18 protein-coding genes are annotated in these 22,390 nt (G+C 34.9%); 11 read left to right on the top strand and 7 right to left on the bottom strand.

Features of this window, described 5'->3' with window-relative positions:
• Positions 1 to 17: 17 nt before the first annotated feature.
• The 5 genes from bamD (at position 18) to recN (ending at position 5,346) form a co-directional block, all read left to right on the top strand.
• Positions 18 to 1,013, top strand: a complete 996-nt coding sequence (gene bamD / locus ACQQ6V_RS10470; RefSeq protein WP_448845467.1) for an outer membrane protein assembly factor BamD — start codon at positions 18 to 20, stop codon at positions 1,011 to 1,013.
• 33 nt (positions 1,014 to 1,046) lie between these two features.
• On the top strand, positions 1,047 to 1,370 hold the full coding sequence (locus ACQQ6V_RS10465; RefSeq protein WP_448845466.1) for a DNA-directed RNA polymerase subunit omega: 324 nt from the start codon (positions 1,047 to 1,049) through the stop codon (positions 1,368 to 1,370).
• A gap of 93 nt (positions 1,371 to 1,463) precedes the next feature.
• On the top strand, positions 1,464 to 2,669 hold the full coding sequence (coaBC, locus tag ACQQ6V_RS10460) for a bifunctional phosphopantothenoylcysteine decarboxylase/phosphopantothenate--cysteine ligase CoaBC (protein ID WP_448845465.1): 1,206 nt from the start codon (positions 1,464 to 1,466) through the stop codon (positions 2,667 to 2,669).
• A gap of 95 nt (positions 2,670 to 2,764) precedes the next feature.
• Positions 2,765 to 3,670 carry a type IX secretion system protein PorD gene (gene porD / locus ACQQ6V_RS10455; RefSeq protein WP_448845464.1) on the top strand — a complete coding sequence of 302 codons (906 nt, stop codon included), beginning with the start codon at positions 2,765 to 2,767 and terminating at the stop codon, positions 3,668 to 3,670.
• A gap of 26 nt (positions 3,671 to 3,696) precedes the next feature.
• A complete protein-coding gene (gene recN / locus ACQQ6V_RS10450) occupies positions 3,697 to 5,346 on the top strand; it encodes a DNA repair protein RecN (protein WP_448845463.1) in 1,650 nt (549 codons plus the stop codon).
• A 32-nt stretch (positions 5,347 to 5,378) separates the two neighbouring features.
• On the opposite strand, the gene ACQQ6V_RS10445 is transcribed toward recN, so the two are convergent.
• The 6 genes from ACQQ6V_RS10445 to ACQQ6V_RS10420 form a co-directional block, all read right to left on the bottom strand.
• Positions 5,379 to 6,548, bottom strand: coding sequence for a thioredoxin family protein (locus tag ACQQ6V_RS10445; protein WP_448845462.1), 1,170 nt, complete (start codon positions 6,546 to 6,548; stop codon positions 5,379 to 5,381).
• Positions 6,549 to 6,618: 70 nt separating this feature from the next.
• A complete protein-coding gene (locus ACQQ6V_RS10440; protein ID WP_448846197.1) occupies positions 6,619 to 8,145 on the bottom strand; it encodes a GH3 auxin-responsive promoter family protein in 1,527 nt (508 codons plus the stop codon).
• A gap of 108 nt (positions 8,146 to 8,253) precedes the next feature.
• On the bottom strand, positions 8,254 to 8,874 hold the full coding sequence (locus ACQQ6V_RS10435) for a 50S ribosomal protein L25/general stress protein Ctc (protein ID WP_448845461.1): 621 nt from the start codon (positions 8,872 to 8,874) through the stop codon (positions 8,254 to 8,256).
• A 93-nt stretch (positions 8,875 to 8,967) separates the two neighbouring features.
• Positions 8,968 to 9,906, bottom strand: a complete 939-nt coding sequence (locus tag ACQQ6V_RS10430) for a ribose-phosphate pyrophosphokinase (protein ID WP_448845460.1) — start codon at positions 9,904 to 9,906, stop codon at positions 8,968 to 8,970.
• Between the two features lie 89 nt (positions 9,907 to 9,995).
• Positions 9,996 to 11,417, bottom strand: a complete 1,422-nt coding sequence (locus ACQQ6V_RS10425) for a G-D-S-L family lipolytic protein (protein WP_448845459.1) — start codon at positions 11,415 to 11,417, stop codon at positions 9,996 to 9,998.
• A 14-nt stretch (positions 11,418 to 11,431) separates the two neighbouring features.
• Entirely contained in the window at positions 11,432 to 12,664 is a 1,233-nt protein-coding gene (locus tag ACQQ6V_RS10420; protein ID WP_448845458.1) for an OmpP1/FadL family transporter, read from the bottom strand.
• Positions 12,665 to 13,053: 389 nt separating this feature from the next.
• Here ACQQ6V_RS10420 and ACQQ6V_RS10415 point away from each other — a divergent pair, with 389 nt between their 5' ends.
• The 5 genes from ACQQ6V_RS10415 to ACQQ6V_RS10395 all read left to right on the top strand — a co-directional run bounded on the left by ACQQ6V_RS10415 (position 13,054) and on the right by ACQQ6V_RS10395 (position 20,268).
• Positions 13,054 to 14,529 carry a PSP1 domain-containing protein gene (locus tag ACQQ6V_RS10415; protein WP_448845457.1) on the top strand — a complete coding sequence of 492 codons (1,476 nt, stop codon included), beginning with the start codon at positions 13,054 to 13,056 and terminating at the stop codon, positions 14,527 to 14,529.
• A complete protein-coding gene (gldH, locus tag ACQQ6V_RS10410; protein ID WP_528072284.1) occupies positions 14,522 to 14,986 on the top strand; it encodes a gliding motility lipoprotein GldH in 465 nt (154 codons plus the stop codon). The genes ACQQ6V_RS10415 and gldH overlap by 8 nt, the downstream gene beginning before the upstream one ends.
• Positions 14,987 to 14,994: 8 nt before the next feature.
• On the top strand, positions 14,995 to 17,367 hold the full coding sequence (locus tag ACQQ6V_RS10405; protein WP_448845455.1) for a penicillin-binding protein 1A: 2,373 nt from the start codon (positions 14,995 to 14,997) through the stop codon (positions 17,365 to 17,367).
• A gap of 35 nt (positions 17,368 to 17,402) precedes the next feature.
• Positions 17,403 to 18,944, top strand: a complete 1,542-nt coding sequence (locus tag ACQQ6V_RS10400) for a protein adenylyltransferase SelO (protein ID WP_448845454.1) — start codon at positions 17,403 to 17,405, stop codon at positions 18,942 to 18,944.
• A gap of 79 nt (positions 18,945 to 19,023) precedes the next feature.
• The gene (locus ACQQ6V_RS10395; RefSeq protein ID WP_528072280.1) at positions 19,024 to 20,268 is read left to right on the top strand and encodes a DUF6080 domain-containing protein; all 1,245 of its coding nucleotides are present in this window, start codon (positions 19,024 to 19,026) and stop codon (positions 20,266 to 20,268) included.
• Between the two features lie 49 nt (positions 20,269 to 20,317).
• Here the strand turns inward: ACQQ6V_RS10395 and ACQQ6V_RS10390 are convergent, their stop codons facing one another.
• Positions 20,318 to 20,845, bottom strand: coding sequence for an SPOR domain-containing protein (locus tag ACQQ6V_RS10390; RefSeq protein WP_448845452.1), 528 nt, complete (start codon positions 20,843 to 20,845; stop codon positions 20,318 to 20,320).
• A 185-nt stretch (positions 20,846 to 21,030) separates the two neighbouring features.
• On the opposite strand from ACQQ6V_RS10390, the gene ACQQ6V_RS10385 reads away from it, so the two are divergent.
• On the top strand, positions 21,031 to 22,383 hold the full coding sequence (locus ACQQ6V_RS10385; protein ID WP_448845451.1) for a c-type cytochrome: 1,353 nt from the start codon (positions 21,031 to 21,033) through the stop codon (positions 22,381 to 22,383).
• Positions 22,384 to 22,390: the final 7 nt, after the last annotated feature.

Here is a 22,390-nt window from a genome sequence, read left to right as displayed (position 1 = left end):
GCCTCACAATAATTAGTATGAAAAAATATATCATCATTGCACTCACAGCATCCGTTATTTTATCGTGTAACTCACAGATGGATAGGGCTATGAAAAGTGCGGATAAAAACCATATCTTACAAGTTGCAAACGAAAAATTTGCAAAGAAAAAGTGGAGCGATGCTTTAGCGCTTTACGGGAGATTGGATAAGTTAGTAGCGGGGACAGATGACGCACCTAATGTTGTTTTCAACTCAGCATTTGCTAATTATTATGATAAACAATATAAGCTAGCAGCGCACCAATTTAAAAATTTCTCTAATAGCTTTCCTCAAGATCCAAGAAAAGAAGAAGCAGCATATATGTCTGCATTATGTTATTATGAGGGATCTTTGGACTATAACTTAGACCAGAGTAATACAGAATCTGCGATTAATGAGCTTCAGGATTTCCTTAACAATTATGGACAATCAGAAAGAGCTAAAAATATTACGCAATTAATAGACGAGTTAACGTATAAGTTAGAATATAAAGCTTACGAGAACGCACGTCAGTATTACAAGATGGGCGAGTTTTTAGCAGCTGATGTAGCTTTTGATAACGTGTTGGATGATTTCCCAGCAACCAAGCTTCGACCAAAAATTGTAGATTATATCATGAGATCAAAATACGAATTGGCTCTTAACTCAATCTATGATAGAAAGAAAGATCGTATAGAGAATGCATTAGCTTACACCAAAACGGTTGAAAAAGATCTACCTAATTCAGAATATTCTAAGACCGCTTTAGAATTCAGATCAAAATTAGAAGAAGAAAAAATTAAATTTGCTAAAGTTCAAGAAGATTTTGAAAAAAGAAAAGCAGAGATAGAAGCTAAGATAAAATCTGAACAAGACAAAGAAGAAAACAAGGACAAAACCAAGCAACAAGAGAAAGAACAAGAGAAGATTCTAAGAAATGTTGAGAAGACAAGACGGGATAGCGCAAAGATAAGTTCTCCTGATCCAAATGCGACTTTCAGAATCCGAAGATAATTCATATATTTGCAAACTAAATAATTTCCCGCAATGAGTGTAAAAGATACTAAAGCAGAGGTAAATACCGTTACCTATGACAGAAATAAAATCGAAGAGAAAGTTGGCAACATCTATGAAGCTATCGTTATCATGGGAAAAAGAGCGGAGCAGATTAATGCTGAGATTCGCACAGAGCTTCATGGTAAGTTAGACGAATTTGCTGTTCACAACTCTACACTAGAAGAAGTTTTTGAAAATAGAGAACAGATTGAAATCTCTAAACATTATGAAAAATTACCGAAACCAACTTCTATTGCGATACAAGAATGGACGGATGATGAGATCTATTTTAGAGAAACAGGAGAAAGAAACTAATTAATCCTGATAGAAATATAAAAACCACAGATTGTTCTGTGGTTTTTTTCTTGCAAAAAAAATGATACTTTTGTCCTACAAAACATCTAATCTATGAGCTTGCAAGGAAAAAAAATCATCTTAGGAATTACAGGTGGCATCGCTGCCTATAAAATGAATTACCTTGTAAGAGATTTCATAAAGCAGGGCGCTATCGTTAGAGTTGTTATGACGCCATCTGCAAAAGATTTTGTTGCGCCATTAACACTTTCTACTTTATCTAAAAATCCTGTCCTAATAGACTTCTATAACCAAGATCATAGCTGGAATAATCATGTCGATTTGGCATTATGGGCAGATCTCATTGTTATAGCACCTTGTACCGCAAATACTTTAGGTAAAATGGTCAACGGCTTATGCGATAACTTGTTGATGGCAGTTTATATGTCTGCAAAATGCCCAGTCTTTATCGCACCTGCTATGGATTTGGATATGTATCAGCATCCTTCAACCATTAAGAATCTAACGAGTTTAGAATCTTTTGGTCACTATATTATCCCTGCAGAATCTGGCGAATTAGCTAGCGGATTAGTTGGCGTAGGTCGACTTGCAGAAGTAGAAACAATTTTGAAGTATATCCAGAATTATATTGATACCAAAGAAACTAAACAAAGTTTTGCGCAAAAAACAATCCTAATTACTGCGGGGCCAACTTATGAAAATATTGATCCCGTAAGATTTATTGGGAATCATTCTTCTGGTAAAATGGGATTCTCTATAGCTGAGGAAGCTGCAAAACGTGGTGCCAAAGTTATTCTTGTTTCTGGACCGACTTCTCTTAATTCTGAACATCCCAATATAGAAATCCATCTTGTAACTTCTGCGAAAGAGATGTACGAAGAAGTTTTTAAGTCTTATCATAACGTAGATATTGCTGTTGCAAGTGCTGCTGTTGCAGATTATGCTCCTAAAACAATCGCCACAGAAAAGATTAAGAAAAACGATAGCGAGCTAAGTATTGAGCTAATTAAAAATAAAGATATTCTTAAAGAAATGGGTGCACAGAAGACGCATCAATTTTTAGTAGGATTTGCTTTAGAAACACAAAATGAAGAAGAGAATGCTAAGGCAAAACTAGAGAAGAAAAATCTAGATTTAATCGTTCTTAACTCTTTGAGAGATGCTGGTGCTGGGTTTCAAAAAGATACTAATAAAGTTAAAATTATAAGCAAAACGGATATGGTTAGTTATGATCTAAAATCAAAAGATGATGTTGCTTCTGATATTCTTAATCGTATTGAAGAAAAATTAGGATTATAGATAATAATTCTTCAAGATATAAGATTAAGCATAATCTAACGTTTTTATTTCAAGTTAAAAAGTGTATTTTTACAAAACAATCCTTTATTAGAGATATGAAAAAGCTATACAGCATATTTATTTTTTTATTAATAAGTCAATTGTCTTTTGGACAAGAATTATTAGCTAATGTCCAGGTTAACGCCCAGCAATTAAGCGGTAGTAATACACAAGTTTATTTGACTCTAGAAAAATCCTTGAGAGATTTTATTAATAAAACGAGTTGGACAGGTAAAAGGATGCAGAACTTTGAGAAGATCAAAGCTAATTTTGCAATCGTTATCGCAGAGCGACCAAGTAATAATACCTTTAAAGGAAGTATTGTTGTGCAGGCATCTCGTCCTGTATTCAATTCGCAATACGACTCACCTTTGCTTAATATCAATGACACGACATTCTCTTTTGAGTATAATGAGAATGAGAATTTAATTTTTAATGAGCGTCAGTTCTCAGGTAAGAATCTTACGGATGTTATTAGTTTTTATATCTATTTGATTCTAGGTTATGATGGCGATAGTTACCAACTAAAAGGCGGACAGCAATGGCTAGATAAAGCTTTGAAAATTTCTCAAAATGCAATGAATAATAACTACGCTGGCTGGTCACAAGTAGAAAGCCAAAGAACAAAAGGAGCTTTGATAGATGCTTTGCAAAATGAAAACTCAAATACCTTGAGAACCGTTTTTTATAACTATCATAGACAAGGCTTAGATAATTTAGCAAGAACAGATCAATCTCAGGCTAAGCGTAGTATTGCAGAAGCGCTAATGCAACTGAAATTTTACGAGAATAGCTTCCAGATGAATTATCCATTCAATCTATTTATCGATACCAAAAAAGCAGAGATTTTTAATATTTTTGATTCCAATAATAATGGATCTGTTAATATGAATGATCTAAAACAATTAATGAGTACATTTTCTCCAAAAGATATTGACAGTAAGTGGAATAAGTGGAAATAAAATCCATTAGACCTTAATAATATATTATGCTTTCTAGAATTAACATTCAGAATTTTGCGCTTATTGATCATCTTGATATTAATTTGCATCAAGGATTGCAAGTTATTACAGGAGAAACTGGCGCAGGAAAATCAATCATATTGGGTGCATTGCGCCTTATTTTGGGAGAAAGAGCCGACCTTAAGGCTATTGCATCATCTGAGCAAAAAAGTATTGTAGAAACGGAGTTTCAGTTAGATGATTCTTATCGTCTCTTTTTTGAGGAGAACGATTTGGATTACGACGCACACAGTATTATCCGCAGAGAAATCTTGCCAAGTGGTAAGTCTCGTGCTTTTATTAACGATGTTCCTGTGACTTTGGATGTGCTAAAATCGCTTACATCGCAGTTAATTGATATCCATTCTCAATTCGAAACATCGCAACTTTTTCAGGCACAATATCAGTTTCAGATCGTTGATGCTTTATCGGATAACAAAACTAAGATTAAAACGTACCAAAAAGAGTTTTCTTCTTATCAGAATCTAAAAAAGCAATTGTCAGACCTTAACGAGCAGTTTTCTAATGCTAACAAAGAATCTGATTATAAGAATTTTTTATTAACAGAGTTAGAAGATGCACAATTAGATGATCTGGATTTTGTCCAACTGCAAGAGCAACTTTCTACGCAGGAAAATTCAGGTTTTATATCTGAGAATTTGGCTGTTATTCTTCAACAATTTTCTCAAGAAGAAGTAGGAGTTTCTACTAATCTGCTAGATGCGAAACAGAAACTACAAAAGATATCTGACGTTGCGCCTCAGTTTTCTACCTTACAAAAAAGATTGGACGAAGCTTATTTTGAATTAAAGGATATTTTCTCAGAAATAGAAAATGAAGCTGAAAAAATAGAACTTGATCCTGAAACGTTACAAATACTTCTTCAAAAAATAAATACGATTAATGCACTGTTTTTAAAACATCAAGTTGCAGATATTTCAGCATTAATTGATATTAGAAATCAACTTTCTGGTGATCAGAATTTATTTTCGGATCTAGAAGCACAAATTAACGAAGTAGAGAATCAGATAATTAATCTAGAGAAACAATTAGAAAAACTATCACAAGAACTTTCTTCTAATAGAAAAAAAGTTGTGCCTCAGGTTGTCTTAAAGATTGAAACTTTATTAAAACAATTAGGGTTAGAAAAAGCAAAAATCGAAATTAATCTTGATGATGCTTTGAGTTTTAATAACTTTGGGAAGGATAATATAGAAATGCTTTTCCAAGCGAATTCTGGCTTTCCTATGAAGCCAATACAATCTGCAATTTCTGGTGGAGAAAGATCACGCGTCATGCTAAGTATTAAGAAAATACTGGCAGAAAGTAGTGACTTACCAACTTTAATTTTGGACGAAATTGATACAGGAGTTTCTGGCCGTGTTGCCGAAGAAATAGGAAATGTCATGCAGGTTATGGCGAAAGATATGCAGCTCATTGTTATAACACATCTAGCACAAGTTGCTGCCAAAGGTGATTATAATTATAAAGTTACCAAGCAAGATATTGATGGTAAGACTCGGTCTACTATTATTGCTCTGGATAGGGAAGAAAAGCTACAAGAGATTGCCCAGCTTCTCTCAGGAAATAAAGTGACAGATGCCGCTATCCTCCAAGCAAAAGAACTGATGAAATAGAAAAAGCTACCAAATAATGGTAGCTTTTTTACTTATTGTAAGCTGTTTAATAATTTTTGAGTGTCTTCGTAGTCATCTCCGGATTTCTTAGCTAATTCGATGGCTTTTGCCGCCCATATCTTGGCATTAGCTTTGTCTCCTACCTTGTGATACAGATTAGCTAGGGTATCTGTATAAGCGTAGTTTTCTTCTTTCTTTACGGCTTCTTGTGTCCAGCGTATTGCTTCTTGTAAGCTACTTTTAGTATCAATTTTTTCGAAGAAATTCCAAGCTGCTGAGTTGAGTTCGTTAGCGGTTACATTGGTGTAATCTTTATATATCTCAAGGCTTAGCTTTTCATAGGTAGCTATGTCTTTGTTTCTCAGTGCTGTTTTTGCTTTTTGTTTAAGGAGAAGTGTTGTTGCTTTTTCTTTTCCAATAAGCTTTTCTGCTTCGGTTAGAAAGTATTGCTCATCAATTTTTTTTGTGTCTTTATTGTAAGCTTTTTCTATGATAGAATTTATTTCAAAACTTTTATTAATTGCATCGTATTGTTCTAATGGTAATACTTTAATAATATCTTGTTTTCTATTTTTAAAAATTTGGTAAGATTCTCCATCAGCTTTATTAACGGAAGATAATAGGATGTTGATATCATCTTTGTCTAGAGCTTGTCCTTCTTTAGTTTGGAAATATCTTATAATTACTTTTTCAGCATAAGCCGGCTCTGTATAAAAAGTAAGGCTAATTAAGTTTTTCAGGAAATCTGCATCTTTTTCTCCGGCATCAAATTTACTTTTTAAAGCACCAATTTGTCTTGAAGGATCTTCTGCATCTTTTGCAAACTTAATAAAATCAGCTTCTTCTACATATCCTAATGTACGGTGCACAACTTCGCCATCACCATTTATGAAGAGATAAGTAGGGTAGGCATTGACTTTAAATTTTTTAGCTAAAGCAACACCTTCGCCTTTTTCCATGTCTAATTTTGCATTGATAAAGTGGCTGTTGTAGTACTCACCAACAGTTGGTAGCGTAAATATATTTTTTGCCATCAACTTACATGGACCGCACCAGCTGGCATATGCATCTAGAAAAATGAGCTTTTTCTCTTTTTTTGCTTTGGCTTGGATTTCTTTAAAGCTTGTATTTTCAAATTTTATTCCTTGTGCAAATGTTATTGTACACCAAGAAATTAGTACTAGAATAATGGATTTTTTCATAAATTATTTAATGGTAAACAAATGTAGAAAATCCAATAGCACTTGCAAGCATTTTTATGATAAATTTTATCTAAGAAAAAGACTGGCTGTTAAGAACTAAAAGAGGATCGATATATTCTCGGTCATTGCTCAATCTAGGTACTTTATTCTGACCACCTAGTTTCCCGCGGTTAGCCATCCATTGATAGAATAGCTTATGCTGTGCTACGTGGACTATAGGCCTCTTAAGTGTCATGTTATTATAACGCTTGGCCTCGTAATCCGAATTTAGTTTTTTAAGACAATTGTCAAAAATATCGGTAAAGTTCTCTAGTGATTCTGGATGTTTTGTAAACTCAAAAATCCACTCATGAGAGCCAGATTCCCCATTTTGCATAAAAATAGGCGCGCCTGTAAAATCCGAAACATTAGATGATGTTTGCAGGCAAGCTTCTGTAATCGCAGTTTCTACATTATCAATCATTAGCTCTTCTCCAAAAGCATTGATATAATGTTTTGTGCGTCCAGATATCTTGATTCTAAATGGATTAATAGAAGTGAATTTAACCGTATCACCAATAAGATATCGCCAAAGTCCGCCGTTAGTTGTAATGACTAAAGCGTAGTTTTTATGAAGCTCTACATCTTCTAAAGAAATGACTTTCTGTTGGCTCGTCCCGAATGTTTCCATTGGGATAAATTCATAGAAAATACCGTAGTCCAACATTAGTAACATTTCGTCGCTATCAGATCTATCTTGTATCCCAAAAAAGCCTTCGGATGCATTATAAATCTCGTAATAACGGATTGGTTTACCCATTATTTGCTGGTATTGTTCTCGGTAAGGTTTAAAGCTGATACCTCCATGAAAAAATACTTCGAGGTTAGGCCATAATTCTGAAATAGAAGCATCGTTGGATTCCTTGAGGACGCGTTGTAATAAAATCATCATCCAGCTTGGCACACCAGTTATGCTACCAACATCTTGTTTAATAACTTCTGTAACAATAGCTTTTAACTTAGTCTCCCATTCTGTCATTAAGGAAACTTTTTTACTTGGAGTATTAATGATCTCTACCCAGAAAGGAAGATTTTCAATTAAAATTGCAGATAAGTCTCCAAATTTAGTATTGAAATTCTGATACATTTCTGAACTTCCACCCAAGCGTAAATTTTTATGTTGAAATAATCCACTTTCAGGATGATTATTAACGTAAATGGAAATCAAGTCTTTACCCGCTTTATAGTGACATTCTTCTAAGCTTTCGTCCGTTATGGGTATAAATTTGCTTTTGGCATTGGTTGTCCCAGAAGACTTTGCAAAATGTCTAATCTGACCAGGCCAAATAATATCGCGTAAGCCTTGTCTTGCTTTTTCGATATAAGGTTCATAGTCTTCGTAGGTTACAATGGGAACGTTATTTTGAAAATCTCTATAATTAGAGATGTCTTTAAAACCGTAGCATTTTCCATAGGCTGTATCTTCTGCATGGAAAAGTTGAGAGAATAAAACGCCTTTTTGAGTTTCTGTAGGATGGTCTATAAAATTATGAATTTGATCTATCCTCTGTCGGATAAACCAATTAACCATTGTATTGAAAAGCGCTTTTGTTGCCATTACAACAAATATAACAATTTTAAGAATATTAATTGCTAATCTTTTGGTTGTTATAATAAAAAAAACCTGCAGCATTGCTACAGGTTTATATGTTTGCTTGTGCTAATATTATTCAGCAGCAGCTTCTACAACTTCAGTTTCTTCATCGTCATCATCATCCTGAACGCTAGCTCCACCTTTCATTGCATTTCTAGACATCTTAACAGCTACAACAACTGCGTTATCTGGGTGCATAAAAGTGTAAGTTTCGTTTTTCAAAGATTCTACATAAAGTTTGTTACCGATTTTAAGAGGTGTAACGTCAACAACGATTTCGTCAGGTAAGTTAGCAGGGATTGCTTTAACTTTTAACTTACGGAAAGATTGTCTTAACACACCACCAGAAACAACACCTTTAGAACGACCTGTAATTCTTACAGGAACTTCCATAACAACTGGCTTGTCATCAGATAATCTGTAGAAGTCAGCGTGAAGAATCTGATCTGTTAATGGGTGAAATTGGATGTCCTGAAGAACAGCTGCAATTGTCTGACCATCAACTTCAATAGATACCGTGTGCGCTTCTGGAGTGTAAACAAGACCTTTGAAAGCTCTCTCTTCTGCAGAGAAATTTAAAGGTGCTTCACCTCCATAAACAACACAAGGAACTAATTCAGCATCACGTAAAGCTTTTGTAGATTTCTTACCCACGCTTTCTCTTTTTGTACCTTGGATTGTAATAGATTTCATTTTATAAAAATTTAATAAAAATTGTTTTATTTTTAAGTTTGCAAATATACAATAAATATTTATAAAATATTATTGAAGTTATTGCTTTGATATTTAGATGATAAATTTATCACTAATAGATTGGTGCTCGTGGACGCTTTTCATTACATCAGCAAATAATGCTGCACAAGACAATACTTTTATTTTTGTTGATAATTCTGTTTTAACAGGAATGGTATCTGTAACAATTACTTCTGATAATTGAGATTTTTCTATATTGTCATAAGCTTTTCCAGAAAGAACGCCGTGTGTTGCCATTGCTCTTACAGATTTAGCTCCTTTTTCCATCAATATATCTGCTGCTTTGCAAAGTGTGCCTGCAGTATCAATCATGTCATCAATTAAAATTACATTTTTCCCTACAACATCGCCAATAAGAAACATTTCTTCTATTACATTAGCTTTCTTTCTTTCTTTATAAGCAATAACAACTTCGGCACTTAAGTGACCTGCGTAATTTTTAGCTCTTTTTGCACCACCCATATCAGGAGAAGCAATGGTTAGATCCTCTAATTCTAAAGATTGAATGTAATCAATGAAAATGGTTGAAGCATAAAGGTGATCTACAGGAATTTCGAAGAAACCTTGGATTTGATCAGCATGAAGATCCATAGTCATGATTCTTGTAGCGCCAGCAGCTGTCAATAGATTTGCGACAAGTTTTGCGCCAATTGGTGCTCTAGGCTTGTCTTTTCTGTCTTGTCTTGCTAGTCCGAAATAAGGGATTACCACAGTTATACTCTTTGCAGAGGCTCTTTTTGCGGCGTCAATCATTAATAATAGCTCTAAGAGGTTGTCCGCTGGCGGAAAAGTAGAGCCAATAAGAAATACTCTTCCTCCTCTTACAGATTGATCTAGAGAAGGTTCGAATTCTCCGTCGCTAAACTCTTGAAAATTAATTTTTCCTAACTCTTCGCCGTAATGACGAGCAATGTTTTCTGCTAGGACTTTGCTAGTTCTCGTTGAAAATAGATAACTTAATTGTGAAGCCATTTTTACTTTTTAGATGTGCAAATTTACAAAAAAATAACCCACTTGAAAAATATCAAGTGGGTTAAAATTTATTCAGTTGTTAATCATATCTATGGAAAAGTTACTCCAGAGTAGTTGTTAGGGTTAACTAATGGTAAGCTTGACTTGTAAGTGCTATTAATCGCTTTGATAAATTCGTTAGCAACAATACCATAGCCTCTACCTGTAAGGTGTACACCATCTAACGAGAATGCTCCACCAGTTACAAATGTGGCTGTGTATCTTACTCCATCCCATTGTATACCAGAAGCAGAGTTAAGTTCTACCATTTTCTTATTGGCATCTACAAAAGCTAATCCTTTAGCATCTGCTAAACTCTTGATAACATTGTTATATGCTGCAGTTGCTGTTAATACTTTGCTAGTTTCTAATTCTGTCAGAACGTATTTGTCATCCAAAGGTACTGATGTTCCTCCACCAGCTTTAGGTGTTAATAATGAAGATGCTGTTAATAATATATAATCTTTAGCCGTTGTTTGTCTGTAAGAAGGAAGACCAATTGATGAAAGGTCTTTCAGGTCTTTGTCTTTAATTACAGCGCCATTGGCAACCGCGCCGGCTGTAAATTTAATAAGGCGCTTTTTGTATTCTGCGTCATCTATTGCGCCTAAAGCTTTTGCTTGTGCAAGTCCTGCATTGTAAGCTGCGTATCCACTATTTAATTGATTTGCTTGTGCTGCTGCTAATCCTGCTATTGGCATAGAAGGAACTCTTGTAAAGAATGGGACAGAAGTAACGCTTGGGATATTTGCTATAACACCTTTTGCTCCAGCTGATGTAAGGGTGTTGACAAGAGCGGTCTGAGCTTGTGTAAATAATGCGACATCTGTAATAAGATTAGAGCCATCGCCGCCCGATGATGCATAGCCTAATACATCATTGTTTCCAATCCAAAGAGAGAAAAAAGTTGGTTTTTGAACCATCGCATCTTTTATTACACTTGTTGTCGGAGATGTCGCGAATCTCACGAAATAAGGATTTGCTAGGCCTACTGGTAATCCTGCAGGATTACCATATCCATCAGCAACTAAATGGAAAGATTTAGCTCCAGGAACTCCCATGTTCTGATATGGTCCGCCAGCGGTAACGTTATCTAAAGCAGCTGCTGGTGCACTTGGAGTTGGTGATAGGCTTCCTTCTTCTACTTTAAGTGTAAGTTTTCCAGGGAATCCTGGTAGACCAATAAATCCACCAATGTTATTTGGCATCAGGGGTTGCTTAAAGTCTCCACCGCCAGCAAGCTTCATTTGTTGAGCTAGCATATTGGGATAAGATTCTTGTTGCCCATCAGAATAAAGCGCATTATCTCTATATCCTGAAGTTAATGAGTTGCCAAGAGCGATATATTTTGAGAAATCTGCCTCTCCTTTTGTGACTACTACATCCTTCACATCTGTATCAAAATCAGTTTTACAACTTATGGTAAATGCTAAAGCTGATAATGCTAAAGTTGAAATTAATATTTTTTTCATAATTAGATTACTTTTTAAAATGCATTGTAAGAGAATCCTAATCCAAGATAAAATGCCTTGGCTTTTGCTTGTCCTACAAAATTACTATAAGTGTTATTTACATTTCTGCTTTGTGGCATTGCATAAGCACCAGCAACATCTACCCCTAATTTATTGAATTTAAATCCTAAACCAGCAGTTAGTACATAAGAATTGAAAGATGGAGTCTCCGGGATGAAATTTTCGTTCGAGTAAGGTGATTCGTCATAGTAAGCTCCAATTCTAGCTGCAATCATATCTGTTACCAAATATTGCGTACCTAGTCTAAAGGTTTTTGCGTTTTTGAAATTCTTAGGCGTTACAAGGATTGTTCGATCTGCTTGGTTGCCAATAGGCGCATTTTCAAAATCCAATGTTAATTTATTATATTTTTCCCAGCCATGGTAGTTGAAGTCTGCTGATAGTGACCATTTTGGAGTGATTTTATAGGTTGCACCTAGGGTGTATTCTTCAACTAGAGGAAGAGTTGCTGTAAAATTATCCTGTCCTGTTGCAGAAAGCCCTAATAATGGGAAAGTTGAGTTAGGTATATTAAATGTTGCTTTACCATTTTTGGCCTTCATATCTATGGCAGAACGGTATGCGACACTTAGGTCTAAGTTAGAATTAGGTTGGAAGTAAAAACCAAACCCGAAACCATGTCCGCTTGCTTTTTCATCTTTAATATTAAGCGTGCCACTAAATTGCGTTACAGCTTTTGTCCAGTCTACTTTTCCTTTTGCGTAGATATAGCTTGCTCCAAAAGATGCCCAAGGTGCTAATTTGACAGAAATCATAGGTTGAAAATAATAACTTTTCAATTCCATTTTTTGAACCAATTCTCTGCCTTCCCAATCAGAAGGCCATTCTATTGTGCTGCCAAAAGGTGTTGAAAAACTGAATCCTAATGATACATCGTCTGTAACTTTATAGGCAACAGCTGCATAAACAGGTGTTCCTGTAGGGTTGTTAGTTACAGCGCTTTGTAAAGTATTCATGTTTTGGAATGTCACTTTATTAGTTGCTCCAAAACCACCTGCTGCAATGCTTAACTTAGCTGGGATAAAAGAAATCCCTGCTGGGTTAAAGAATGCAACACTGGCATCTTCTGCGTGTGCACTAGTATGTGCCATAGCTAATTGCTTTACACCTTGCAAAGAAACTCGGAAGCCTCCTGCGTAAGATAGTACACCTGCAGCCAAAGCAGTTGTTATTAATACTCTTTTCATAAACATTGATATTATTGTATAGGCCAAATATATAATTATTTTAATAACAAATGTTAAATTTCCGTAATAAAATCAAACAGTAGTTAATTATTTCAATCTGTTTAATTATTTTATATTCATTTATTCGCCTGTTTTAAAGTGTTTTTAAGGTTTTTATGATGATATTTTTGTTGATTGTTTAATGCTAAACATTGCAATGCTAGCCATAATATATGATATAAATCACATTGTTGAATTTGTAATTTTTATGCTGTAATTTAAGTTATTAGATAATTTTTAAGTAGTAAAGATAATGTTTTTGTAATCTTGTGTAGCTTTGTAAAAATCCTTAGGATTAAGAGGTGTTAAATAAAATTTATATTAAATTTGCAAGAATTAAATAAAAACATATGAGTTGTGGATGTAAAACATCCGGCGATTCTTCCCACTCGTGCGGTACAAAATCCGCCAGTGGTTGTAGCAGTGTAGATACTTGCGGTAATAGTTATAAATTAAGTGTTTTTGATTGGCTGTCAGATATACAAAATCCTAAAGGCGCTAATGCTTGCGATTTTGTAGAAGTGCGTTTCAAAAACGATAGAAAATATTTCTTCAAAAATACCCATAACCTACCGTTGAACATCGGTAGCATTGTTACATTAGAAGCGAGTCCCGGACATGATATAGGCGTTGTAAGCCTTACAGGTGAGTTGGTGAGAATCCAAATGAAAAAGAAAAGAACGCAAGAAGATGCAGTTCTTAAAGTTTATAGATTGGCGACTCAAAAAGATATTGAGATTTGGCAAGATCTTCGTTTGAAAGAAAACGATATCAAGGTACAAGCAAGAAAAATTGCTTATGCGCTTAATCTAGAAATGAAAATTACGGATGTAGAATATCAAGGTGATGGATCAAAAGTTACCATTTATTATACAGCTGACGCTCGTGTAGACTTTAGACAATTGATAAAAGAGTATGCTTCATTATTCCGTACAAAAATTGATATGAAGCAAATTGGATTTCGACAAGAATCTGCTAAAGTTGGCGGTATAGGATCTTGCGGAAGAGAATTGTGTTGCTCTACTTGGTTAACGGATTTCCGATCAGTAAATACTAATGCAGCAAGATATCAGCAATTAAGCATCAATCCTCAGAAATTAGCAGGACAATGTGGGAAATTGAAATGTTGTCTTAATTTTGAATTGGATACTTATATGGATGTTCTGAAAGACTTCCCTTCGTCCAATACCGTATTGAATACTGAGAAAGGCAAAGCTTTTTGTATAAAAATTGATGTTTTCAAAAAGAAGATGTGGTTTGCTTATGTAGATAACTCAATGGCTTGGTATGATCTTGACACTAAAGATGTTAAAACGTTTATTAAATTAAACAAAGAAGGAAAGCCTTCTCCAGCTCTTGAGGATGTTAAAGTTCCGGATATTCAGGTTATGAAAGTTGATTTGATTCAAGAGAATAGTCTTGATCGTTTTGAAAAGAAAAACAGACCAAAATCTAACAACAATAATAACCAACGTAATAAGCCAAGAACAGAGCGCCCACAGAATACAGATAGAACTAGCCAGAAGCCAATTGTTAATCAAGGTGATAAGCCGGTGCAATCTGAGAAACCCGCTCAGAATCGTCCAAGTAATTCTAACCCTAATCAAAAAGGAACAAGACCTCAAGCGCCTAGGGCAAAAGGACCAAGACCAGATCAAGCCTCTCAGAAACCAGTTGTAAAAGCGGATAGCTCTACTGATGCTAAGGTTGTTGCGCCACAAGGGCAAGAGAGTAATCAGCCTGCGAAAAAGAATTTTAATAAAAAATATAAAAAGAAACCATCTAACAATCCTAACCCAAATCAAAATAAAAATAATGATGCGTAAGATTTTGGGACTATTTTCCGTTTTATGGTTACTTGTCTCATGTTCTAATCCCAACGAAAAGGTTTACATGACTGCAGTTGGAGAAGCTTGGAGCAAAAAGGATAGTCAAAAAATAGATATTGATATAACTGACTCTCAGAATGCTAAAAATATTATATTTGTTATAAGAAATAATAATGAATATCCTTATAGCAATCTTAGGCTAATCTCCTCTGTGCAAGATAATCAACAGAAAGTGATGTCAAAGGATACGCTTAATTATATCTTAGCCAAGCCCAATGGAGAATGGTTGGGGAGTGGTTTTGGAGATACTAAAGAGATTTTGGTTCAATATAAATTGAATTATAAATTTCCTAAAAATGGAAAATATACCATCGATGTCATTCAGGCAATGAGAAAAGACAAACTTAATGGTATTGAGGATATTGGTGTAAAAATTGAAAATGTAAAGCCATAAGTTAGTCTATGGAAAACAATAAAAATAATAAAGGAAATTCTGGGGCTAAGTTTCCCTTACCTCCTAAAAAAAAGACGAGCAAATCTGGTATCAGAAGATGGATTACTATCATCTGGATTAGTTTTGTTGCTGTTGTATTAGGGATTACAGCGTTATTCTTCGCAGTCTCTCAAGGATTTATTGGAGAAATGCCAGATGTTAAAGAATTAGATGATCCGGATATCTATGTTGCTTCTCAGATTATTTCTTCTGATGGACAAATTCTAGGTCAATTTGAGAAAGAAAAAACGAAGCCAATTACTTACAAGGATCTTCCTCCGTATTTAGTATACGCTTTACAGGCAAAAGAAGATGAGCGTTTTAAAGAACATTCTGGTATAGATCTTAAGTCTGTCGCTAGAGCAATCTCTTATGGCGGAAAACGAGGTGGTGGATCTACGATCTCGCAGCAGTTGGCTAAACTTTTGTTTACAGGAAGCGCTTCTCAGAATAAGTTTCAAAGAAGTTTTCAGAAACTTAGAGAATGGTGCGTTGCTGTAAGTCTAGAAAAAAGATATACCAAAGAAGAAATCATTGCTTTGTATTTTAACAAAATGGACTTTCTTTTTAATGCAAAAGGTATAGAAATGGCCTCTAAGGTTTATTTCAATAAAAGCACAAAAGATTTAACGCTTCCAGAAGCGGCTACTTTTGTCGCGATGCTAGAAGCACCAAGAAGAAATAACCCATATAGAAACCCAGAAAGGTCTAAAGAAAGACGTAATGTTGTTCTTAAGCAGATGTTAGAGACGGGTTATCTAGATGAGCCTACTTATGAGAAAGCTGTTGCAGAGCCTGTTGTTGTTAGCTTCCAGACTGTAGAAAAAGTAGACGAAGGTTATTCTGCTTATTATAAATATTTCTTAAGAAAAGAAATACAGACTTACTTAGATGAGTATGAAAAGTCAACAGGTAAAGAACTTAATCTTTATAAAAATGGCCTTAAAATATATGTGACGCTTGACTCTAAAATGCAAAAATATGCTGAAGATGCAATTAGAGAGCATATGGTAAATCTTCAAAAGAATTTTGATAATGAAATGAAGAGAAATCCTAACCGTCCTTATTATCACCTTAACAAAAAGCAGATTAATGACATTATGATGCAGGCTGTTAGAAGAACAGGTCGTTATAAGCAGATGAAGGCAGAAGGTATGCCAGAGGATTCTATCATGATCGATTTTAACACGCCTACCAAGATGACTAGGTTTACTTGGAATGGAGAAGAAGAAGTAGAGATGACACCTTGGGATTCTATCCGTTATCATAAACAAATTGCGCAAGCAGGCCTTATGGCGATGGATCCTAACTCTGGAGATATCAAAGCTTGGGTTGGTGGTATTAATTGGCAACATTTCCAATATGATCACGTAAAACAAGGGAAACGTCAGGTAGGTTCTACTTTCAAGCCATTTGTGTATGCTACGGCAATCATGCATCTGGGACTTACACCTTGCTCTACAATTTCTAATGGTACTTATACTAAAGGAAGTTGGTCTGTGCCTGGTTCTGGCGGAAATATTACAATAAAGAATGCTTTAGCATATTCTAAAAACCCTGTCGCTATTAGATTAGCGGAGATGGTTGGTACAAAGAATGTGATCCAGACCGCTCGTGATCTAGGAGTTACCGGACATATAGATACCAGTTTGCCAATGGCTTTAGGAACCTCTGATATTACTATATATGAAATGGTTGGAGCCTTAAGTACATTTGCTAATTTTGGAAATTATACCAAGCCAGAAATGATTTGGCGTATTCAAGATGCTAATGATAGGGTTATAAAAGAAGTAAAGCCAGTCGTAAAAGAAGTCATGAATGAAAGGTATGCTTACACCATGATTGATCTTATGAAGGGCGTTGCAGAGTTTGGTACAGCTTCTGGAGAATTAAGAAGAATGGGTATTAATGCAGAAATTGCTGGTAAAACAGGTACAACACAGAAAAACTCCGACGGTTGGTTTATGGGGATTACTCCAAAACTCGCAACAGGCGTCTGGGTAGGCTGGGAAGATCGTGCAACTCACTTCTGGAGTACAGGAGAAGGACAAGGTGCAAAAATGGCATTGCCTATTTGGGGATATTTTATGAAGAAAGTTTATGCAGATAAATCCCTTGGTATAAAACCCGAAGACAAATTTGTGAAACCTGCAGATTGGACAGGAGGATGTAATGATCTTAATGGATTGAAAGGTGGTTATGGTGACGAAGATGGCCTCCGTACTATTGATGAGATTAAAAATCCATCTCCTCCGCCTAGTTCTCATAATAATGGACAAAAAAAGGACGATAATGTTAATGACAACCTCCATTCTGGAGATGATATAGATTTTAACAAATAAGAATTATAGCCCACATTATTGTGGGTTTTTTTGATATGGATTTCAATAAAATTAGTGCTGGCTTTACAAAAGTATTTCCCGGAGACTTTAGTGGTAACCTTTTGCAACGTCAGACGCCGGGTTTTATCTTTGCAACAGTAGAGCCAGAGCAGTTTAGTAAGATTAAAGTAATTTCTTTTAACCAAAAACTTTCTACGGAAATAGGACTAGGAGAATTAGAGACAGAACAAGATATAGATTTTCTAGGTGCACAGCATTTAGATCAATCTATTATTACTTATGCTACAGCTTATGCAGGACATCAATTCGGGAATTGGGCAGGGCAGTTAGGTGATGGGCGTGCTATTTTGGCAGGCAAAATTACCAATGAAGATAATCAATCATTTGAGCTACAATGGAAGGGCGCAGGAGCAACACCTTACTCTCGCTTTGCAGATGGCAGAGCCGTGCTGAGGTCATCCGTTAGAGAATATCTTATGAGCGAAGCGATGTATCATTTGAGAGTTCCTACGACGCGAGCGTTAAGCTTGGTAGAAACTGGTGAGTTGGTAACGCGTGATATGGCTTATAATGGTAATCCAGAACAAGAAAAAGGAGCAGTGGTCTTGCGTGTGGCAGAGTCATTTTTGCGCTTTGGTCATTTTGAATTGTTGGCATCTAGAAATGAGCTGGATACTTTACAACAACTTGCAGACTATAGTATTGAGAATTATTTTTCTGAAGTTAATATTAAGTCAGAATCTAAATATTTGGACTGGTTTCAGGCAATTTGTGATCGTACAGCGACCATGATTATTGATTGGTATAGAGTGGGCTTTGTGCACGGTGTGATGAATACTGATAATATGTCTATACTAGGACTAACAATAGATTACGGGCCATATTCTATGTTGGATGCCTATGACCTAGATTTTACCCCTAATACAACTGATCTTCCTGGGAAGCGTTATGCCTTTGGTAAGCAAGCTCAGATTTCACATTGGAATTTAATTCAATTAGCTAATGCACTTATGCCTTTAGTTAAAGATGAAAATGCTTTGCAAAAAATCCTCGAAGATTATTCTAAAAACTTCTGGACTTTGCATGATGAAATGCTTTGCAAGAAATTCGGTTTTGATAAATTAAAGCAAGGTGACGAAAAACTATTTACTGACTGGCAACAGATGATGCAGGATTTTGGCTTGGATTACACTTTATTCTTTACAGCTATAGAGCAATGGCGAAAAGATTCTGATTTAATAATTTTCGAGGCAGCTTGTTATTCTCAGTTTTCTGATGAGGTTAGAACCCGACTTTCAGGTTTTCTTAATAATTATAATTCTAGATTACAAGAAAATGTGATGAGCCAAGAAGAATCATTACAGCTTATGTCTGCTAATAATCCGAAGTTTATCTTGAGGAATTATTTGTTGTATGAAGCCATTCAAGATTTAGAAAATGACGATGCTACTAAGTTTAATCAACTTTTACAAGCACTTCAGAAACCTTATGAAGCTTTGTATCCTGACCTTCAACTAAAGAAACCAAGCTTGTATGATAATGTTTTAGGATGTTCTCAATTGTCTTGTAGTTCTTAATTTTTATTATAAATCCTACTTTTTATACTTTTGCAAAAAAATTTTTAGATTGAAACTAAAACTTAAAATTAAAGAAATCATGAAATTAATCTTTCCATCGACTTGGCAAGAATTGATTTTATTTTTAATATTCCTCGGTGCGTACGGAAGTTTTGCATATTATTTGGCGGTTAACTTTAGAATTGTTTACGATGAGAGAATTCCTTGGGATGCTTATTTTAGCTTTGATAACCGTTCTATTGTGACTTCTGGTGGCGGTTTTGAGAGACATCCGTTATCTAATTATTTCTTTTCTTGGATTCAGGATTTTGCGTTGTGGATCTCAGATGGTAAAAAAGATGCTCAATTTAGAATTGTGTTAGCATTGCTTTCATCTTTAACAGTTAGTTTGTCTTTGATTCAAATATTCAAATATTTAAAAAACATTATTCAGCTTCCTAATATCATCAGTTATTCTATATTAGGATTATTTTCTTTGTTTACGACTAATATATTGCTGTCTTTTACGCCAGAAACTTACACTTATACCTTGTTGTTATTGTGTTTATTCAATTATTATGTGGCAAAACAATTTAAAAATAACAAAGCACTGTCTTTTGTTGCAATTACGCTTGCTGGTGTTAGTATTGGAGGATTGACGATTACTAATATTGTTAAAGTCTACTTGCCGCAATTGTTTCAAAAAAATCTGTATTGGAATTGGAGAAAAATAGGAATTGAAATTTCTAAAGTAGCCGTTTCTGTTGCTGTCTTCTTGTTGTTGTTTTTGTACAGATTGGATTTTAATTTCATGAATTTTTTCAATAAAACAGGAGAACAGTACGAGAAGTTTTCTAAGCCCAAAGTTACGCCGTTATGGGATATGATTTATTCTTGGTTTTTCGGAGGAAATATGTTGTTTTCTAGCTTTGTTGTGCGTGATTATCATAATGCCAAGGGTTTTGAGTATAAAGCGATTTTCATGGATGTCTTTAGCAATTGGAGTTCTTATCTTGTTGTAGGCATCATCGTTTTTCTAATACTTTGGAGCTTCTTTCGAAATTTTAAAAATAGATTAGTTCAGATTTTATTCTGGTCTTTTTGTTTTGATATATTAATCCATTGTATATTAAAATTCGGTCTTCATACCTCGTATATTTATGGTGGGCACTTTGTTTTTGTTTACCCGTTGTTGCTAGGATGGCTGTTTTATAGTTATAAAGATTCGCCAAAGATGTTGAGCGGGTTATTGTCACTTATAATGGTCTTGATTGTATATTTTGGAGTTAATAATTATCTTAGATTACAAGAGTTTATAGATTTTCTAAACGTTTATTACACATAAAAAAAGACCGAAATTATTCGGTCTTTTTTATTTATCGTCGGATGTGAGTTTATTTTGCTTCTACACAAAATACTCTGTATTGTACAGCTACAGCGTTACCATACATTGATTTTACACGGTTTAGATCTGCAGAAGCACTTTGTTTTGTAAAATAACTTCCGGCCAATATTTTATAATTAGGACGCAAAGAAGCATCTTTTTCAACTTTAAGAGATGGGAAGCTTTGTCTAAATTCTAATGCTATTTTTGAGGCTTCTTCATTACTTTTTACAACAGCAACTTGTATTTTGTAACCCATTATTTTAGGGTTTTTACGACATATTTCGTCGTTGCTTAACTCTCTATTGGGCACCACGATTTTTGGTGTTGTAGACTTAGGTGTATCAATATTAGTGTTAGATACATTGTTTCTGTTGCAATTATCTTCTTGTTTAGATAAAAGCTGATCTACTCGAGAATCCATTGTAATGCTAACTTGCGTGCCAGAGATTGTATCTTTTTTAACAACGTATTGCGCATCAATTGTATAGGAGATAAATAGAGTAAATATCGATAAAGCTTTAAGTAGATTTTTCATCTAGTATATTTTTAGCAAATTTAAGATAAAAATGAAAAATGCCAAACAATCTTATTTAGAACGGTTACAAATTGTTCGTAAATGAGAAAAAGCATTGTTATCGTCCTCCTAAATTTATGTTAAAGTCTTATTTTTGCTGAATTGAATGAGAACTCAATATTTTTTACTAACCCAAGATTAATTAAATGATTAGTTGGAGAAAGCATTATAAAAAAAGTCTGATAGCATTAGGATTATTGTTGTCAACTAGCGCTTCGATTTATGCACAAGGCGACCCAAAGAAGGGTCAAGACCTTTTTAAAGCCAATTGTACGGCATGTCACGCTTTAGATAAAAAAGTGATAGGTCCACAACTTGGTGGCATTGTTGAGAAGTTGAAAAAGGAGGAAAATCTTGATACAGATTGGTTACACAAGTGGATCAAGGATAATAAAGCTCTTAGAGCTTCCGGAGACAAATACGCTAACAAGATTTTTGAAGAGTATAACAAAACTGAAATGTTGGCTTTCCCAAATCTTTCTGACCAGGATATAGACGATATCTTGGCTTATACGACAGATCCACCGAAAGAGGAGCCAAAAGCGGATGCAGCCGTAGCGACTGATGCAGTTTCTGCTGGTCCTTCAGCTCAGGATCAATTAAATTCTAAAGCTATTATTGCTGGATTTATTGTTATTGCAGGTCTATTGTTTTGGTTGTTGTTAAAACTAAGACAATTAGTAAAGCTACAACAGACACCAGATTTATTAGATTTAGACTCTACAAGAATTCAATCTTTCTCAGAGCTTTATGCTAAATATCAAGTTGTAGGTAAAGGGCTTATTGCAATATTAGCAGTCTTTGCATTATATGGTGTATGGAATTCTTTAATGTGGATTGGTGTTTATAAAGGCTATAAACCTGAGCAACCTATTCATTTCTCTCACAAAATTCACGCTGGAGAAAACAAAATTGACTGTCAATTATGTCACTCTAGTGCAAAATATGGTAAGGTGTCCGAAATCCCTTCTATGAATGTTTGTATGAACTGTCACCGTACTATTTCTGAATATAACGGAAAATATATGGAGCCAGGAAAAGATAAAGCATTCTATGATGGAGAGATCCAGAAGATTTATGCATCTGTTGGTTGGGATCCTGCTAAAGGACAATATACAGGTAAGACCTCTCCAATTGAGTGGACGAGAATCCATAACATGCCAGACTTTGTTTACTTTAATCACTCTCAACACGTTGTGGCTGGTGAGAAAGCAATTATCTCTTCTTTCAATAAGAAAAACCCTACTAATCAGATTGATGTAGTTTGTAAAGCGTGTCATGGTAAAGTCGATACAATGAATGTTGTACAGATGGCCAACAACTTTACAATGGGATGGTGTATCGATTGTCACCGTACTACAGAAGTTGATATGACTAACGGATATAATCAAGAGTATTTTAAAAACCTACACGATAAGTTGAAAAAACAATACGGAGAAGGTGCTAAAATTACTGTAGATGCTATCGGTGGTCTAGAGTGTGGTAAATGTCATTATTAATAACAAA

This window comes from Chryseobacterium electrogenes, from assembly GCF_053553015.1.
This window is presented reverse-complemented; position numbering and strand designations above follow the sequence as displayed.

What these genes read in the sequence shown, in the direction of transcription:
- ACQQ6V_RS10445 (WP_448845462.1), bottom strand. Translation starts at nt 6,548, where the DNA reads ATGAAAAAATCCATTATTCTAGTACTAATTTCTTGGTGTACAATAACA.
- coaBC (WP_448845465.1), top strand. Translation starts at nt 1,464, where the DNA reads ATGAGCTTGCAAGGAAAAAAAATCATCTTAGGAATTACAGGTGGCATC.
- ACQQ6V_RS10425 (WP_448845459.1), bottom strand. Translation starts at nt 11,417, where the DNA reads ATGAAAAAAATATTAATTTCAACTTTAGCATTATCAGCTTTAGCATTT.
- ACQQ6V_RS10400 (WP_448845454.1), top strand. Translation starts at nt 17,403, where the DNA reads ATGGATTTCAATAAAATTAGTGCTGGCTTTACAAAAGTATTTCCCGGA.
- ACQQ6V_RS10440 (WP_448846197.1), bottom strand. Translation starts at nt 8,145, where the DNA reads ATGGCAACAAAAGCGCTTTTCAATACAATGGTTAATTGGTTTATCCGA.
- ACQQ6V_RS10395 (WP_528072280.1), top strand. Translation starts at nt 19,024, where the DNA reads ATGAAATTAATCTTTCCATCGACTTGGCAAGAATTGATTTTATTTTTA.
- recN (WP_448845463.1), top strand. Translation starts at nt 3,697, where the DNA reads ATGCTTTCTAGAATTAACATTCAGAATTTTGCGCTTATTGATCATCTT.
- ACQQ6V_RS10430 (WP_448845460.1), bottom strand. Translation starts at nt 9,906, where the DNA reads ATGGCTTCACAATTAAGTTATCTATTTTCAACGAGAACTAGCAAAGTC.
- ACQQ6V_RS10385 (WP_448845451.1), top strand. Translation starts at nt 21,031, where the DNA reads ATGATTAGTTGGAGAAAGCATTATAAAAAAAGTCTGATAGCATTAGGA.
- ACQQ6V_RS10420 (WP_448845458.1), bottom strand. Translation starts at nt 12,664, where the DNA reads ATGAAAAGAGTATTAATAACAACTGCTTTGGCTGCAGGTGTACTATCT.
- ACQQ6V_RS10390 (WP_448845452.1), bottom strand. Translation starts at nt 20,845, where the DNA reads ATGAAAAATCTACTTAAAGCTTTATCGATATTTACTCTATTTATCTCC.
- ACQQ6V_RS10435 (WP_448845461.1), bottom strand. Translation starts at nt 8,874, where the DNA reads ATGAAATCTATTACAATCCAAGGTACAAAAAGAGAAAGCGTGGGTAAG.
- gldH (WP_528072284.1), top strand. Translation starts at nt 14,522, where the DNA reads ATGCGTAAGATTTTGGGACTATTTTCCGTTTTATGGTTACTTGTCTCA.
- bamD (WP_448845467.1), top strand. Translation starts at nt 18, where the DNA reads ATGAAAAAATATATCATCATTGCACTCACAGCATCCGTTATTTTATCG.
- ACQQ6V_RS10405 (WP_448845455.1), top strand. Translation starts at nt 14,995, where the DNA reads ATGGAAAACAATAAAAATAATAAAGGAAATTCTGGGGCTAAGTTTCCC.
- porD (WP_448845464.1), top strand. Translation starts at nt 2,765, where the DNA reads ATGAAAAAGCTATACAGCATATTTATTTTTTTATTAATAAGTCAATTG.
- ACQQ6V_RS10465 (WP_448845466.1), top strand. Translation starts at nt 1,047, where the DNA reads ATGAGTGTAAAAGATACTAAAGCAGAGGTAAATACCGTTACCTATGAC.
- ACQQ6V_RS10415 (WP_448845457.1), top strand. Translation starts at nt 13,054, where the DNA reads ATGAGTTGTGGATGTAAAACATCCGGCGATTCTTCCCACTCGTGCGGT.